Here is a 16,867-nt window from a genome sequence, read left to right on the forward strand (position 1 = left end):
TTTTTTGCCTGTCTTCTGCCTGAAACGTCCGCTCACGACGAGGACACCGAGAGCTGCTGCGCGCTCTTGTTCAGCCCTTCTGCACGTTGCGAATCAGAAAGCTCAGCGCCTTGGCCAACTCTCCGGCGCCCTGGTGATCACGCACAATGCTCAGCAACGGGCTGCCGTCGGCCGGGTTGAACAACACGCAACGGATACCACCGGTCGGACATTCGTAGCGGATGAACGGATCGATACCGAATACCGGAACACGCTGATTGCGCACTGAGATGGCGGTGCCCTGTGCACTACGACTCTCCTCACGCAGAACAAGCTCACCGGCATTACCCACGTTGAAGCGGTACAGCAGATCCTGCCGTTGCGCCTGGCCAACCTGATAGCCAGCGCGCAGGGCGTAGGTTTCCAGCAATGCGTTGCTGTGCGCGAGCAACGCATTGCGCTCGTTATCGGCCAGATAAAGACGCTTGAGCCCGTCCAGATAAGCCGCCTGCTCGTCGCCCCGCAATATCGCCGCGTCCTCGGCGCCGGCAACCGCGGGTATGGCCGTAAAAAGTGCTCCGCCAAGCACCATGGCCATGAGTTTTCTTGTCAGTCTCGCTTGCATGATGCACCCTTGCCGAACGCTATAGTGAAGTAGGCCTGAGCCCTAGCCTCCGTCCACGCCAATGCGCCTTCTGACGCAGCGGCCTTGTACCGAGAACGGATGCCTCGCCTGGTCAGCATACTGGAAGCCCAACGCCCAATGAAAAGCCATCCCGATGCCAGCACACGCTCGGCAGCCGAGGTTGTGACGCAGTTGCCAGTGCCCTCGCGGCTCGGCATGTTGCGTTTCGAGCGCTTGAACGAGCCGAGCTGGGCCCTGCTGTTTCTCGACCCGGCCTGTGAACGCCGGCTGGGTATTAGTGCCAGCGATCTCTGCGCGCTGGTGGATGCCCCCTACGCCAGTCTGATGGAGCCCGAGGCGCGCTACCGTCTGCACGACGCCATCCAGCAGCAACTACTGCAAGGCCCGCATTATCTGGTGCGCTACACCCTGCACACACCGCACGGTGCGCTGACCCTGCTGGAGATGGGCGAACCCTTCAAACAGCGCAACCGCCAGTTGCTGCGCGGCTATCTGCTGGTAGTTGATGAAAGCCTCGACCATTACGCCCCTGCCGAACAGGAGCTGCACACGCAGAATCAGCAGCTGCGTAGCTCGCTGCAGCAATATCAGCGCACCCAGAACGACCATCTGCAGCATCTGGCGCGCTCGCATACCCAGCAGCAACTGATCGTGCGCCTGGCACGCCAACGCTATGTCTCCAGCGATCCGCGCCAGGAAGCCGCCGAACTCATCACCCAGGCGGCCTGCGAGGTTTACGGTGTGGCCCGGGCCGGAATCTGGCATCTGGGCGGCAATAGCCTCGATTCGGTGTCGCTGTACCGCCGCGACCTGAACCGACACGAGCAGCTGCCCTCGATCGATGCGCATCATTTCCCGCACTACCTGGAGGCCCTGCAAAGCGGCAGAGCGATCGACGCCCACGATGCCCAGCATGACCTGCGCACCCGCGAGCTGGCCCCCGGTTACCTGCAACCGCTGGGCATCACCTCGATGCTGGATGCCAGTATCCGCATCGAAGGTGAAGTGGTGGGCGTGCTCTGCCTCGAACATATCGGCCCCAAACGTTTCTGGCAGGCCGACGAGATTGCCTTCGCCGGCGAGTTGGCCGACCAGTTCGCCCAGGTGTTGGTCAATCAGGAGAAGCGCTCCGCCACCCACGCGCTGTATCTGTTCCAACGCGCCGTCGAGCAGAGCGCCAGCGCATTTCTTCTGGTCGACCGCGACGGCCGGGTGGAATACGTCAACCCCAGCTTCACCGCCATCACCCTCTACAGCAGCGACGAAGTCTGCGGTCACCGCCTGTCCGAGCTACCGGCCATGGCCAACCTTAGCGACCTGTTGTTCGACGCCCAGTCCAGCCTGGCCGAACACAGCAGCTGGCAAGGCGAATTCCGCAGTCGGCGCAAGAATCAGGAGCCGTACTGGGGCCATCTGTCGATCTCAAAGGTGTATGGCGACGATGGCGAACTGACCCACTACATCGGCATCTACGAAGACATTACCGAGGCCAAGCTGGCGCAGCAGCGCATCGAACGCCTGGCCTATACCGATAACCTGACCAACCTGGGCAATCGCCCGTCGTTCATCCGCAGCCTTGAAGAGCGCTTCGCCCGCAATGTTCAGTCGCTCGGACTGCTGCTGGTGGACATCGACAACTTCAAGCGGATCAACGACAGCCTCGGCCACCAGACCGGCGACAAGCTGCTCTCGGCCCTAGCTCGGCGCCTGCGCAACAGTCTTGGCGCCAAGGGCACCCTGGCACGCTTCGCCAGCAATGAATTCGCCATCCTGCTCGACGGTTGCGATCAGGACGCGGGCCTGCGTGTCGCTCATCAGGTACTGCAAACCCTGGATAAGCCGCTGTTCGTCGATAACCAGTTGATCAGCATCACCGGCTCTGTGGGCTTGGCCATCGCCCCGGAACACGGTGATGACCCGCAGACCCTGATGAAACACGCCGGTCTCGCCCTGCACAAAGCCAAGGCCAACGGTAAACATCAGGTGCAGTTGTTCACCGAAGCGCTGAACGCCGAGGCCAACTACAAGCTGTTCGTCGAGAACAACCTGCGCCGCGCGTTGACTCAGAACGAGCTGGAAGTCTTCTACCAACCCAAACTCTGCCTCAAGAGCGGGCAATTGCTGGGCATGGAGGCGCTGCTGCGCTGGCAGCATCCGGAGAAGGGCATGATCCGCCCGGATCAGTTCATCGGCGTTGCCGAGGAAACCGGCCTGATCATCCCCATCGGCAAGTGGGTGGTGCGCCAGGCCTGCCGCATGAGCAAGCAGATCGCCGCCATTGGCCTGGGTCAACTGCAGGTGGCGATCAATCTGTCGCCCAAACAGTTCTCCGACCCGGATCTGGTCGGCTCCATCGCCGCCATCCTGCATGAAGAACAGCTCGACCCCAGGCTGCTGGAACTGGAACTCACCGAAAGCCTGCTGCTGGAGGCCACCGACGACACCCGCCACCAACTGGGTCGTCTCAAGAGCCTGGGCCTGACCCTGGCCATGGACGACTTCGGCACGGGCTATTCGTCGCTCAGCTACCTGAAGAAATTCCCCATCGACGTGATCAAGATCGATCGCAGCTTCATCAAAGACATCCCGGACAACCAGGACGACATGGAGATCACCTCGGCGGTGATCGCCATGGCCCACAACCTCAAGCTCAAGGTCGTGGCCGAAGGCATCGAGACCGGCGCCCAGCTCGCTTTCCTGCGCCGCCAGCAATGCGACGTCGGCCAGGGCTACCTGTTCGACAAACCGATTTCCGGCCGCGAGCTGATCGTCAGCCTGCGCCGCTACCCCTGCCGACCACAGACCGACGCCAGTCGCCAGGCCGACCAACGGACGTAATACGCCGCGTTGCGCGTAGTCCATCATTGACCCATTTCGAGGAGACCGCCATGGTTCTGCGTTCCCAGATTCTCGTTAACAAGAATGTCCTGCCGACTGCCGAGCAGGCGCTGCCCGGTCGCGCCGAGCCGCTACCGGTGGCCGACACCCACTATGTCAACGGCAATCCGATCAAGGCGCCCTTCCCTGCCGGCCTGCAGCAGGCGGTATTCGGTCTGGGCTGTTTCTGGGGGGCAGAACGCCGCTTCTGGCAGCAGCCGGGCGTGTTCAGTACGGCGGTCGGCTATGCTGGCGGCCTCACGCCCAACCCCACCTACGAGGAGGTCTGCTCCGGCCTGACCGGACACACCGAAGTGGTGCTGGTCGTGTTCGACCCGCAGCAAACCAGCTTCGAAGCGCTGCTCAAGGTGTTCTGGGAAGTGCACAACCCGACCCAGGGCATGCGCCAGGGCAACGACCAAGGCACCCAGTACCGCTCGGCGATCTACTGCCAGGACGAGGCGCAACTGAGCGCTGCCAAAACCAGCCAAGCACGCTTCCAGGCCGAGCTGGACAAGGCCGGAATGGGCCACATCACCACGGAAATCGCCGAGGCGCCGACCTTCTATTACGCCGAGACCTATCATCAGCAATACCTGGCGAAGAATCCGGGCGGCTATTGCGGCCTTGGCGGAACAGGCGTATGTCTACCCCCTGAGTCTTGAGCGCGGGTAGCGGGTCGTGGAGCTGAGCAGCATTTCCAGTCAGGTATCGAGCCAGGCATCGGCGCAGATCTCCGCGCAGATGTCGCTTCTGCTGCTGCGCAAGACGCTGGAGCTGCAGGCAGCCAACATCACCGGGCTGGTGCAGTCGGCTGCACCGGCCAGCGCCCCCAGCAATCCGCCCAACCTGGGCAACAGCATCGACGTGATGGCCTGAACAACTGATACCGTCAGGCCATCAGCCGGACTAAACTGCGGGCAATTAGCCATCTTTCGACGAGCTCGGCATGCCCGCCACTCTGCCCACCATCACGCCTGATCAGCTCTGCGTCGGCCTCTACGTTCATCTGGACCTGAGCTGGTGGGAGCATGATTTCGCCTTCAGCAATTTCAAGATCAAGGACGAGGCACAGATTCGCGCCTTGCATGCCCTCAATCTGAAGCAACTGCGCTATGACCCGGCACGCAGCGACTGCCCGCCCCTGGAGCTCGTCGCAGACATACCGGCGCCCGCTCCCATCGCAGCGCTCGTCGACCCGCAAACCCAGGAGCGTCAGGAGCGCGCACAGAAGCTGCGCCACTTGCGCAGCCGTCTGGCCGAGGTGGACCGCCGCTTCATCGAAGCCAGCCAACGCATCAAGACGCTCAACCAGACCCTGCGCAGCCGCCCGGAAGATGCCATGCGGCAGGCCGGCGCCATCGTCGGCGAAATGGTCGAAACGCTGCTCGGGGCTCCTGGCGTCGTACTCCACAGCATCACCGGCAAGGCCGCCGAGGACAGCTACTTCCACGCCCTCAACGTCACCGTGCTGTCTCTGCTGCTCGGGCGCCAGCTCGGCCTCGACAGTGAGGCCTGCCACAGCATCGGGCTCGGCGCGCTGCTGCACGATATCGGCAAGCTGGAAGTGCCGAGCAAGGTGCTACTCAAGCCCGAGCCACTGACCCGCCCGGAGCAGCAATTGCTGCATATGCACACCGATTTCGGCCTGCGCATGGGGCAAAAGCTGATGCTCGATGACGAGGTGCTGCGCATCATTCATGAACATCACGAGCACTGTGACGGCAGCGGCTATCCGCGTGGCCTGCGCGAAGCAGCGATCGGCCGCCTGAGTCGCCTGGTGGCCATCACCAATCACTTCGACGGCCTGTGCAACCCGCTGGACCCACGCCAGGCGCTGAGTCCGCACGAGGCCCTGGCGCTGATGTTCAAGCAGCAGCGCGAGCACTTCGACGAAGTGATGCTCAAGGCCTTCGTTCGCGTGATGGGCATCTACCCGCCGGGCAGCCTGGTGCAACTGGACGATGAGCGTTATGCGCTGGTGCTGGGCATGAACCCGACTCAGGCACTGAAACCGACGCTGATCATTTACGACGCCGACATTCCCAAGCAGGAAGCATTGATCGTGGAACTCGCCCAGGAGCCGAAGCTCGCCATCGCCCGCAGCCTGCGCCCTTCGCAACTACCGCTGGAGGTGCTGGAATACCTCAGCCCGCGGCGCAACCTGAGCTACCACATCGAGCCCAATCACAAGCCGGGTTGAGCAGCCGTCAGCGACGACTTTGTCTCCAGGTTACAGCTGCGTAGCCGTAGGGTGCGCCATGCGCACCGCCCCGCTCGCTCAACCGGCCGACTTTTCCTCGATCAGCCAGTCCAGGCGCCAGCCGCCCTGGCTCTGGCCAAGTGCGCCTGCCAGCCAGGGCAGCAGCTGCTTGAGCTCATCTTCCAGCCCCCATGGCGGGTTGCTGATAACCAGACCTGAACCACTCAAGCGCGTGGCATCGTCCGGCGCGTGCACGTAAAGCTCGGCACGCAGCAGCTTGGGCGCGGCGCTCTTGCTCAGATCGCGATAGAAACGCGCCAATTGACGCTCATCCTTGATCGGGTACCAGATCGCGACGATGGCCTGGCGCATGCGCCCGTGCGCTTCGTTCAAGGCCTCGACACAGCGCTGCAGCTCGTCAGCCTTCTCGAACGGCGGATCGATCAGCAGCAGCACGCGTTTTTCGCGGGTCGGCATCAGCGCTCGAGGCACGTGCCAGCCTTCGCCCAGGTGCACAGCGACGCGGCGGTCGCCGCGCATGTTGTCCTTGAGCAGGCGGCCGTCCTCGGGATGTTTTTCGTTGAGTTGCAGGTGATCCTGCTCACGGCTAAGCAGCCTCGCCAGTTCGGGCGAGCCAGGGTAATAGCGCAGCTCGCCATCCAGGTTCATCGCCCGCACCACCTCCAGGTAGGCCTCCACCGCATCCGGTAACTGCGTGGCCTGCCAAAGACGACCGATGCCTTCCAGGTACTCGCCGGTGCGGCTGGCCTGATCACCTTGCAGATCGTAAAGGCCGAGTCCTGCGTGGCTGTCGAGGTAGGCGAAGGGTGCCTCTTTCTTCGACAGCAGGCCGATCAGGCGAGTCAGCACCAGGTGCTTGAGTACATCGGCGTGGTTGCCGGCATGGAAGGCGTGGCGGTAGTTCATGGATCAGTCCTCGAATCAGGCGCGCAGTTTAACAGGCCGCCGGCCACTCGCATCGTGGCTTGCTCCACTGCACCTTCACGGCCTAGTCTGCCCGCTCTTCCATGGACAGCGAGAACCCCGCCATGCCCCTGCAAAAGCTGCTCGGTAGCGAACTTCCCCTGATCCAGGCGCCGATGGCCGGTTCGCAGGATCATCGCCTGGCCGCCGCCGTGTGCCAGGCCGGCGGCCTCGGCTCGATTCCCTGCGCGATGCTCACGCCTGCCGTCCTGCGCCAGGAACTGCAGGCGATGCGCGAGCTGACCGAGCGGCCGTTCAACCTCAACTTCTTCAGCCATGTGCCGCCCGAGCCGGACGCGGCCCGCGAGGCTGGCTGGCGCGAAGCGCTGGCGCCCTACTATGACGAGCTGGGCGTGAACCCTGCGAGCATTGCCAGCGGGCCAGGCCGCCTGCCGTTCAACGATGAGGCGGCCGCACTGCTGGAGGAGTTCCGCCCTGCGGTGGTCAGCTTCCACTTCGGCCTGCCGAAGCCTGACCTGCTGGAGCGAGTACGCCGCAGCGGAGCGAAGATCCTCTCCAGCGCTACCACGCTGGACGAAGCGCTGTGGCTACAGGAACGGGGCGTCGATGCGGTGATCGCTCAGGGCCTGGAAGCTGGCGGCCATCGTGGGCATTTTCTTGATTTCGACCTTAGCCGCCAGCTCGGCACCTTCGCCCTGCTGCCGCAACTGGTCGATGCCCTGTCGTTGCCAGTGATAGCTGCCGGCGGCATCAGCGATGCACGAGGCGTGGCCGCGGCGATGGCACTAGGCGCAGCCGGCGTGCAGATCGGCAGCGCCTATCTGCTGTGCCCCGAGGCCAACACCAGCGCCATCCACCGCGCCGCCCTGCAGAGCCCGGCGGCGCGCCATACGGCGCTGACCAACCTGTTCAGCGGTCGCCCCGCGCGCGGTATCGTCAATCGCCTGATGCGCGAGCTGGGGCCGCTCAGTACTCAGGCGCCAGCGTTCCCACTGGCCACGGCCGCCATCGCTCCATTAAGGGCGACAGCCGAGGCGCAGGGCAACGGGGATTTTTCGCCGCTGTGGGCCGGGCAGAATATCGCCAACTTCCGGCCAATGCCGGCGGCCGAACTGACCCGCGAGCTGGCGCGAGGCTTCGCTAAAGGTTGAGTTTCGCGGCTGAAGCCGCTCCTACGGGACGGGTACTGGCGAGACGATGTAGCGCTTTATCACGGCCAATGATGATGCTGGGCAGTCAGGCGGCAGACTGCCTAGACTCGGACGATCATCTGGAGGCCCGTTCCATGTCCGAGACACTGCTCAGCTCACGCAACCTGGCGTTCGAACTCTATGAAGTGCTCGACGCCGAAGCCCTGACCCAGCGTCCGCGCTTCACCGATCACAACCGCGAGACCTTCGACGCGGCCATCAGCACCGCGCGCGGCATTGCCGAAGAGCTGTTCGCCCCGCACAACCGCAAGAACGACGAACACGAGCCGCAGTACGTCGACGGCGGCGCGGTGCTGATCCCCGAGATCGAGCCGGCGCTGCGTGCTTTTCATGAAGCGGGCTTCCTCAACGCCACCCGCGACTTCGAGCATGGCGGCATGCAGTTGCCCAACCTGCTGTCGCAGGCCTGCTTCGCGCATTTCCAGTCGGCCAATATCGCCACCAGCTCCTACTCGATGCTGACCATGGGCGTGGCCAACCTGATCGAGGCCTTCGGCAACGAGGAGCAGAAATCCCGCTACCTGCAGCCGATCATCGACGGCCGCTTCTTCGGCACCATGGCGCTGACCGAGCCGCACGCCGGCTCGTCGCTGTCGGACATCCGCACAAAGGCCGAACCGCACGCCGACGGCAGCTACCGGATCAAAGGCAACAAGATCTTCATCTCCGGCGGCGACCAGCCGATCTCCGAAAACATCGTGCACATGGTGCTGGCCAAGCTGCCGGATGCACCGCCCGGGGTTAAAGGCATCAGCTTGTTCCTGGTGCCCAAGTTCCATGTCAACGACGACGGCAGCCTCGGCGCGCGCAACGACGTGACCCTGGCCGGCCTGTTCCACAAGATGGGCTGGCGCGGCACCACGTCCACGGCGCTGAACTTCGGCGACAACGGCGAGTGCGTCGGCTACCTGGTGGGCAAACCGCATGCGGGCCTGTCCTACATGTTCCAGATGATGAACGAGGCGCGCATTGGCGTCGGCATGGGCGCAATCATGCTTGGCTACGCCGGCTACCTGTATTCGCTGGACTACGCGCGTAACCGCCCGCAAGGCCGCCAGCCGGACGGCAAGGACCCGAGCAGCCCGCAGATTTCCATCGTCGAGCACGCCGACGTCCGGCGCATGCTGCTGACGCAGAAAGCCTACGTCGAAGGTGCCTTCGATCTCGGTCTGTACGCCGCACGGCTGTTCGATGACACCCACACCCTGGAAACCGCCGAAGAGCGCAGCCGCGCGCTGGAACTGCTCGACCTGCTCACGCCCATCGTCAAATCCTGGCCATCGGAGTTCTGCCTCAAGGCCAACGAACTGGCGATCCAGATTCTCGGCGGCCACGGTTATACCCGCGAATACCCGGTGGAGCAGTACTACCGCGATAACCGCCTCAACCCGATCCACGAAGGCACCCATGGCATCCAGTCGCTCGACCTGCTCGGGCGCAAGGTCTCGCAGAACGGCGGTGCCGCTCTCAAGCAACTGCTCAAGCTGATCAACGACTGCTGCCAGCGTGCCAGCGAGCATGAATCGCTCACTGCCCTGCGCCAGCCGCTGGAACAACTGCTGGCGCGCCTGCAGGCGGTGACCCTGGCCCTGCTCGGCGATCTGATGAGCGGCAAGGTCAACCAGGGGCTGGCCAACTCGGCGCTGTACCTGAAGGTGTTCGGTCATACGGTGATCGGCTGGCGCTGGCTGGAACAGGCGATTCGTGCCGAGCAGGGTCTGGCCAGTAGCAACAATGCCGAGGAGCAGGATTTCTATCGCGGCAAGTTGCAGGCGGCGCGCTACTTCCTGACCTGGGAGGTACCGAGCTGCCACCACGACCTGAGTATTCTCGAGGCCCGCGACGACACCTGCCTGGGCATGCAGGACGCCTGGTTCTGAGGTTCCCTGAGGGCCTCCGAGGCGCCCAGTAACAGGGCGCCCAGGGGCGCGTTAGAAAAATGTAATAACCTTTTTGACAGAGGTACGAGGGCTACGGTTAGAATCCCTGGCACGCGCCATGCATAGCGGCGCCCCGATGACCCAGCCAGGAGTACGCGCAGTTGGATGCCAGCGCCATCAATAATCTGTTCTTGATCGGCGCAATGCTGGTAGCAGCCAGCATCCTGGTCAGCGCGTTCGGGTCGCGCTTTGGCATTCCCATCCTGGTGATCTTCCTCGGCGTCGGCATGCTTGCCGGCACCGACGGCCCCGGCGGCATCATCTTCAACAATTATCCCCTCGCCTATCTGGTCGGTAACCTGGCGCTGGCGATCATCCTGCTCGACGGCGGCATGCGCACCCGGGTCTCCAGTTTCCGCGTGGCTTTGTGGCCATCCCTGTCATTGGCGACGGTGGGTGTGGTGATCACCGCCGGGCTTACCGGCCTGGCGGCTACCTGGCTGTTCAACCTGACGTTGCTGGAAGGCTTGCTGATCGGCGCCATCGTCGGCTCCACCGATGCGGCGGCAGTATTCTCCCTGCTCGGTGGACGCGGCCTCAATGAGCGGGTCAGCTCTACACTGGAAATCGAGTCCGGTAGCAACGACCCGATGGCGGTATTCCTCACCGTTACCCTGATCGCCATGCTCGCCAGCGGCCAAACCGGCTTCAGTTGGGACCTGCCGATTCAATTGGTGCAGCAGTTTGGCCTCGGCGCCCTGCTGGGCTTGGGCGGCGGCTGGCTGCTGCTCAAATTGATCAACCGCATGGAACTGGCCACCGGCCTTTATCCGCTGCTGGTGGTCAGCGGCGGCCTGATCATCTTCGCTATCACCACTGCCGTAGGCGGCAGCGGCATCCTGGCCATCTACCTGTGCGGCCTGCTGCTGGGCAACCGGCCAATCCGTTCGCGCCACGGCATCCTGCATATGCTAGACGGCCTGACCTGGCTCGCGCAGATCGGCATGTTCCTGGTTCTCGGCTTGCTGGTCACCCCGCACGAGCTGCTGCCCATCGCTCTGCCGGCACTGGCTCTGGCACTGTGGATGATTCTCTTCGCGCGCCCCCTGTCGATCTTCCTCGGCCTGCTGCCGTTTCGTGCCTTCCACGACCGCGAGCGGATCTTCATCGCCTGGGTTGGCCTGCGTGGCGCCGTGCCCATCATCCTCGCGGTGTTCCCGCTGATGGCCGGTCTGCCCAACGCGCAGCTGTTCTTCAACGTGGCGTTCTTCATCGTGATCATCTCTTTGCTGCTGCAAGGCACCAGCCTGCCACTGGCCGCCAAGCTGATGCGCGTGACCGTACCGCCAGAGCCCGCACCGGTGTCACGCGCCGGCCTGGAAGTGCACCCGACCAGCCAGTGGGAGCTGTTCGTCTATCGCCTGGGTGCAGAAAAATGGTGCATCGGCGCCGCCCTGCGTGAGCTGAACATGCCAGAAGGCACCCGTATCGCCGCACTGTTCCGGGGCCGCGAGCTGCTCCACCCGTCGGGTAGTACGCGTCTGCAAGCAGGTGATCTGCTCTGCGTGATCGGTCACGAACACGACCTGCCTGCCCTCGGCAAGCTGTTCAGCCAGGCGCCGAAACGAGGCCAGGATCTGCGCTTTTTCGGTGATTTCGTGCTGGAGGGCGACGCCGAGCTAAGCGCAGTCGCCGCACTCTACGGCCTGAAGCTCGACGAACTGGAGGGCAATCAGCCGTTGGGCCGCTTCATCGCCCACGAAATCGGCGGCGAGCCGGTAGTCGGCGACCAGGTGGAGTGGCAGGGCCTGACCTGGACGGTTGCCGCCATGGAAGGGAACAAGGTGCGCAAAGTCGGCGTCAGATTCCCCGAGGGCACACGCCCTGGCCCAGGGCTGCACTTCTAGCAGGCTAAAACTACCTGCTGATACTCTGCTAGCATCAGTTTCACGCGCGGGCCTCAAGGCCCGCGCGTGCGTTGCGCCTCCGGTATTTTAATCGCCACCGCTCACTCAGTAGATCAATCGACCATGCATCTGTTGCGCCTCTCCCTCACTGCCGTTGTGTTAACCCTGTGTCTCGGTGCCGCGCAGGTATTTGCCGAGGAGCCACCAAAAGCCGAAAGTGTGCAGCAGAGTCTTGACGGTCTGGCAGACCGCAAGCTGCCGGAAGCAGAACAACTGGCACTGAAACAGACCCTTGAGCAGACCTTGCGCATGCTGCAGGACCGCCAGAGCGCTGATCAGCGTCTCAGCGATTTGCGCAAGCAACTGGATGAAGCGCCGCGCCTGATCAACGAGGCCCAGCGCGAGCTGAGCCGACTCAAGTCCAGCCCGGAAGTACCGATCGCCGAGCGTCACACGCGCACCAGCCTATCTCAACTGGAACAACTGCTCACCGACCGTTCCACCCAGCTCACCGAGTGGAACAAGGCAATCATCGAAGCCAACAGCCTGGTCATCACTGCACAGACACGCCCCGAGCGTGCGCAAGCCGAGATCAGCCAGAATCAGGCGCGTAGCCAGATCATCAATGATGCGCTCAAGACTGGCCGCTATGACGGCAAGCTCCTGAGCCCGGAGCGCCGTGACCAGTTCAATGCTGAGTTGGCATTACTCGCAGCGCAGACGCAAGTACGGCGTCAGGAGCTGGCAGGCAACAGCCTGCTGCAGGACCTGGGAGGCGCCCAACGCGCCCTGCTTGAGGAACGCATCAACCGCGCCGAACAGGAGCGTCAGGCACTGCAGAGCCTGATCAATGATCGACGCCGCGCCGAGTCGGAGCAGACCGTGGCCGAGCAGTCCCTGGAAGCTGAACGCGCCAGTTCGGACAAGCTGCTGGCCAAGGAGAGTACCCTCAACCTAAAGCTCTCCGACTACCTACTACGCGCAACCGACCGCCTCAATAGCCTGACCGAGCAGAACCTGCAAACACGTCAGCAGTTGGACAACCTGGCTCAGGCTGATCAGGCACTGGATGAGCAGATTCGGGTGCTGCAAGGCAGTCTGCTGCTTTCGAAGATTCTCTACCAGCAGAAACAGGCCCTACCGAAACTGAAGCTCGAAGACGGCTCACTGGCCGACGAGATCGCCGACATTCGCCTCTATCAGTTCGAGCTGAACAAGCAGCGCGAAGAAATCAGCGACCCTGCCCGCTATGTGGACAACCTGCTCAGCGGTCAGCCGAGCGAGGAGGTCACCCCGGAACTGCGCAGTGCACTGCGCGAGCAGCTCAACACCCGGCGTGAATTACTCGACCGCCTCAATCGCTCGCTGAATGCGCTGCTCAATGAATCGATCACCCTGCAGCTCAATCAAAAGGAGCTGCAAAGCACCGCCAGTAGCCTGCGCGCGACTATCGATGAGCAGATGTTCTGGATTCCCAGTAACAAACCCCTGGATCTCGAGTGGCTCAAGTCAGCGCCTCGCTACCTCAAGCAGCAACTGGCCGACATGCCCTGGGGTATGGCCATCAGTGAACTGGGGGCCGGACTGATCGAACGCCCCCTTGTATTTCTGCCGCTGATTCTGCTCTGCGCGCTGATCCTCTGGCGACGCCAGTATCTGTTCGACAAGCTCAGCGCGCTGCATGGCGACATCGGCCATTACAAGCATGACAGCCAGCTGCATACACCAATGGCGCTGGGGCTAAACGTCATCCTCGCGCTGCCGGTTACTTTATTCCTGGCGCTTTGCGGCTATGCCCTGCTGCATGATGCCCGCGGGCAGAACCTCTACTTGGGCGCTGCACTCTACGAGATGGCAGAAGCCTGGCTGGTGTTCTACACCCTTCACCGGATTCTGTCTCCGGATGGCGTAGCCATCATGCACTTCCATTGGCCACCGGCCAACGTCGCCTTCTTCCGTCAGCACCTGCGTCGCCTGGGCCTGGTGGTGATGGCGCTGGTGGCCGTAGTGAGCATTGCCGAACACCAGCCAGCGAGCCTGGCCAACGACGTCATCGGCATCGCCGTGGTCCTCAGCTGCTACGCCCTGATGGCCTGGCTGCTGTTCCACCTGCTGTTCAGCGCTCCGCTGCGCGAGAACACCTCCGCCTTGCGCACCAGTGTCGGCGTGCTGTTCAACCTGCTGCCGCTGGCGCTGATCGGTGCGGTTGCGTTCGGCTATTACTACACGGCGCTCAAGCTCACCGACCGCTTGATCGATACCCTGTACCTACTGATCATCCTGCTTATCGTCGAGGCTACGCTGGTGCGCGGCCTGAGCGTCGCAGCACGACGCCTAGCCTATCAGCGTGCCCTGGCCAAACGCCAGGCGCAGGCCAAGGACGGCGCAGAAGGCGAGGCAGTGATCGAGGAGCCGACGCTCGATATCGAGCAGGTCAACCAGCAGTCCCTGCGCCTGATTCGCCTGGCTCTGCTCGGCGGTTTCCTGCTCTGCCTGTACTGGGTCTGGGCCGACCTGATCGGCGTCTTCACCTACCTCGATACGATCAATCTCTACGAGTACAGCAGCGGTACCGGGGACAACGCAACGCTGGTGCCGATCAGCCTGATGGACGTGATCGGCGCGCTGATCATCGTCGCTATCACCGTAGCCCTGGCGCGCAACCTGCCGGGCCTGCTCGAGGTACTGGTGCTCTCGCGCATGCGTCTGGCACAGGGCAGCGCCTATGCGACCACCACCCTGCTGTCCTATGCACTGGTGGCCATTGGTATCGTCACCACGCTGTCGACACTCGGCGTCAGCTGGGACAAGCTGCAGTGGCTGGTGGCGGCATTGTCGGTCGGCCTGGGTTTCGGCCTGCAGGAAATCTTCGCCAATTTCATTTCTGGCCTGATCATCCTGTTCGAGCGCCCGGTGCGTATCGGTGACGTCGTGACCATCGGCAACCTGTCCGGCACGGTGAGCAAGATTCGTATCCGCGCTACCACCATTACGGATTTCGACCACAAGGAAATCATCGTTCCGAACAAGACCTTCATCACCGGCCAATTGATCAACTGGTCGCTGAGCGACACGGTCACCCGCGTCACCCTCAAGGTCGGCGTGGGCTATGGCTCGGATCTCGACCTGGTGCGCAAGCTGCTGCTACAAGCGGCGCAGGAAAACCCCAGGGTGCTCAAGGAGCCGTCGCCGCTGGTGTACTTCCTCAACTTTGGCGAGAGCACGCTGGACCATGAGCTGCGCATCCACGTGCGCGACCTCGGCGACCGCAACCCGGCCACCGACGAGATCAACCGCTTCATCGACCGCGAGTTCCCGAAGAACGGCATCAATATCGCCTTCCGTCAGGTCGAGGTGTATGTGAAGAACCTTGAACACGGTGAGCAAAAACTCGATCAAAAGGATCTGACCAAGGCCGCAGCTGCCGGCGCAGCCAGCCTGCAGCAACCACCCAAGCCGCCCGCGGCGCCCTGAGCAGTTAGGAACCCTGGTGAAAAGTCTCGATACACTGAGCTTCGACAACCGCTTCGCCCGCCTCGGTGATGCGTTCTCAACCGAAATACTGCCCGAGCCGATCGAGCAGCCAAGGTTGGTGGTGGCGAGCGAGTCTGCATTGGCTCTGCTCGATCTCGCCGCTAGCGAAGCGCAGCACCCCGAGTTCGCCGAACTGTTCGCCGGACACAAAATCTGGGAAGAAGCCGAGCCACGTGCCATGGTCTATTCCGGTCATCAGTTCGGCGGCTACACCCCACGATTGGGCGACGGTCGCGGACTGCTGCTGGGCGAAGTGGTCAACCTGGCCGGTGAGCATTGGGACCTGCACCTCAAGGGCGCCGGCATGACGCCATACTCGCGCATGGGCGACGGCCGCGCGGTGCTGCGCAGTTCGATCCGCGAGTTTCTAGCCAGCGAACACCTGCACGCCCTCGGCATCCCCAGCTCGCGCGCGCTGTGCGTGACCGGATCGAGCACGCCGGTGTGGCGCGAGAAGCAGGAAAGCGCAGCCATGGTTCTACGCCTGGCGCAGAGCCATGTGCGCTTCGGCCATTTCGAGTACTTCTACTACACGCGCCAGCACGAGCATCTGAAGACCCTCGGCGAACACGTCATGGCCTGCCACTTCCCCGCCTGCCTGGAGCAGGACGAGCCCTGGCTGGCCCTGCTGCGCGAGGTGATCGAACGCACCGCCGCGATGATCGCCCACTGGCAGGCCTACGGCTTCTGCCATGGCGTGATGAACACCGACAACATGTCGATCCTCGGCATCACCTTCGACTACGGCCCTTACGCCTTCCTCGACGACTTCGACGCCAACCACATCTGCAACCACTCCGATGACACCGGCCGCTACAGCTTCAGCAATCAGGTGCCCATCGCCCACTGGAACCTCGCCGCACTGGCTCAGGCCATGACGCCATTCGCCGCGGTCGAACAATTGCGCGAGGCCTTGGAGTTGTTCCTGCCGTTATACCAGGCGCATTACCTCGACCTGATGCGCAAGCGCCTGGGCTTCACCAGCGCCGAGGAGGAGGACGAAGCGCTGATCCAGCGTCTGCTGCAACTGATGCAGGCCGGTAAATCCACCGACTACACCTTGTTCTTCCGCCACCTCGGCGACCAGGCACCCGCCGAGTCGCTCAAGGTCGTACGCGATGATTTCGTCGACCTCGCCGGCTTCGATGCCTGGAGCCGCGACTATCTGGCCCGCTGCGAACTGGAAGGCGGGCAGCAGAGCGAACGCCAGGCGCGCATGCACACGGTCAATCCCAAGTACATCCTGCGCAACTACCTCGCCCAGCACGCCATCGAAGCGGCAGAGCGAGGCGACTACGCTCCGGTGCGCGAGCTGCATTCGGTACTGTCACGACCGTTCGACGAGCAGCCGGGGTTCGAACGCTATGCCGAGCGTCCGCCCGAATGGGGCAAGCACCTGGAGATCAGCTGTTCGTCGTGAGTGGTAGTGCTGCCGGCCTGTTGCGCGGCAGCTCACAGACGTTGGCCGGCCTTTCGACTGCGCTTATCTGTTAAATCGAAAAGGCATATCAATCTGCCCAAACATTCTTAGACTATCTAAAAGAACCCCTCTATCTTGGCGCCCTGCCAGGCCGCCCAGTGCGTGCCCGATACCTCACACGAGATTCGACGCAAAGATTCTGCCCCTGATTCGTCAGCCAGCGCCGCGAGCCCAAACGCCGCGTCAGCCACCTGAATCAGATACA

Annotated in this window: 11 protein-coding genes; 9 read left to right on the forward strand and 2 right to left on the reverse strand. The window is 62.9% G+C overall.

The features are described from left to right. Window positions 1-70 precede the first annotated feature (70 nt). On the reverse strand, window positions 71-577 hold the full coding sequence (locus RTH74_RS05645; RefSeq protein ID WP_316914033.1) for a hypothetical protein: 507 nt from the start codon (window positions 575-577) through the stop codon (window positions 71-73). A gap of 165 nt (window positions 578-742) precedes the next feature. Here RTH74_RS05645 and RTH74_RS05650 point away from each other — a divergent pair, with 165 nt between their 5' ends. The 4 genes from RTH74_RS05650 to RTH74_RS05665 all read left to right on the forward strand — a co-directional run bounded on the left by RTH74_RS05650 (window position 743) and on the right by RTH74_RS05665 (window position 5,705). Next, window positions 743-3,463 carry an EAL domain-containing protein gene (locus RTH74_RS05650; protein ID WP_316914034.1) on the forward strand — a complete coding sequence of 907 codons (2,721 nt, stop codon included), beginning with the start codon at window positions 743-745 and terminating at the stop codon, window positions 3,461-3,463. 50 nt (window positions 3,464-3,513) lie between these two features. Further along, on the forward strand, window positions 3,514-4,167 hold the full coding sequence (gene msrA, locus RTH74_RS05655; protein WP_296235686.1) for a peptide-methionine (S)-S-oxide reductase MsrA: 654 nt from the start codon (window positions 3,514-3,516) through the stop codon (window positions 4,165-4,167). Between the two features lie 16 nt (window positions 4,168-4,183). Next, a complete protein-coding gene (locus tag RTH74_RS05660; RefSeq protein ID WP_061238377.1) occupies window positions 4,184-4,381 on the forward strand; it encodes a putative motility protein in 198 nt (65 codons plus the stop codon). A 70-nt stretch (window positions 4,382-4,451) separates the two neighbouring features. Then, window positions 4,452-5,705, forward strand: coding sequence for an HD domain-containing phosphohydrolase (locus RTH74_RS05665; RefSeq protein ID WP_316914035.1), 1,254 nt, complete (start codon window positions 4,452-4,454; stop codon window positions 5,703-5,705). Between the two features lie 78 nt (window positions 5,706-5,783). Here RTH74_RS05665 and RTH74_RS05670 read toward each other — a convergent pair whose 3' ends face one another. Continuing rightward, a complete protein-coding gene (locus tag RTH74_RS05670; RefSeq protein ID WP_106733767.1) occupies window positions 5,784-6,632 on the reverse strand; it encodes a 23S rRNA (adenine(2030)-N(6))-methyltransferase RlmJ in 849 nt (282 codons plus the stop codon). 122 nt (window positions 6,633-6,754) lie between these two features. On the opposite strand from RTH74_RS05670, the gene RTH74_RS05675 reads away from it, so the two are divergent. From RTH74_RS05675 to selO, 5 genes are all read left to right on the forward strand, one after another. Next, window positions 6,755-7,801 (forward strand): nitronate monooxygenase, encoded by a 1,047-nt coding sequence (locus RTH74_RS05675; RefSeq protein ID WP_316914036.1) that lies wholly within the window; start codon window positions 6,755-6,757, stop codon window positions 7,799-7,801. Window positions 7,802-7,935: 134 nt separating this feature from the next. Beyond that, window positions 7,936-9,741 (forward strand): acyl-CoA dehydrogenase, encoded by a 1,806-nt coding sequence (locus RTH74_RS05680; RefSeq protein ID WP_316914037.1) that lies wholly within the window; start codon window positions 7,936-7,938, stop codon window positions 9,739-9,741. A gap of 161 nt (window positions 9,742-9,902) precedes the next feature. Continuing rightward, the gene (locus RTH74_RS05685; RefSeq protein WP_099522771.1) at window positions 9,903-11,648 is read left to right on the forward strand and encodes a potassium/proton antiporter; all 1,746 of its coding nucleotides are present in this window, start codon (window positions 9,903-9,905) and stop codon (window positions 11,646-11,648) included. 123 nt (window positions 11,649-11,771) lie between these two features. Beyond that, window positions 11,772-15,122 carry a mechanosensitive channel MscK gene (gene mscK / locus RTH74_RS05690; RefSeq protein WP_316914038.1) on the forward strand — a complete coding sequence of 1,117 codons (3,351 nt, stop codon included), beginning with the start codon at window positions 11,772-11,774 and terminating at the stop codon, window positions 15,120-15,122. Between the two features lie 16 nt (window positions 15,123-15,138). Further along, window positions 15,139-16,602, forward strand: a complete 1,464-nt coding sequence (gene selO, locus RTH74_RS05695; protein ID WP_316914039.1) for a protein adenylyltransferase SelO — start codon at window positions 15,139-15,141, stop codon at window positions 16,600-16,602. Window positions 16,603-16,867: the final 265 nt, after the last annotated feature.

Source organism: Pseudomonas sp. zfem001 (genome assembly GCF_032621725.1).
Classification (GTDB): Bacteria; Pseudomonadota; Gammaproteobacteria; order Pseudomonadales; family Pseudomonadaceae; genus Aquipseudomonas; species Aquipseudomonas sediminis.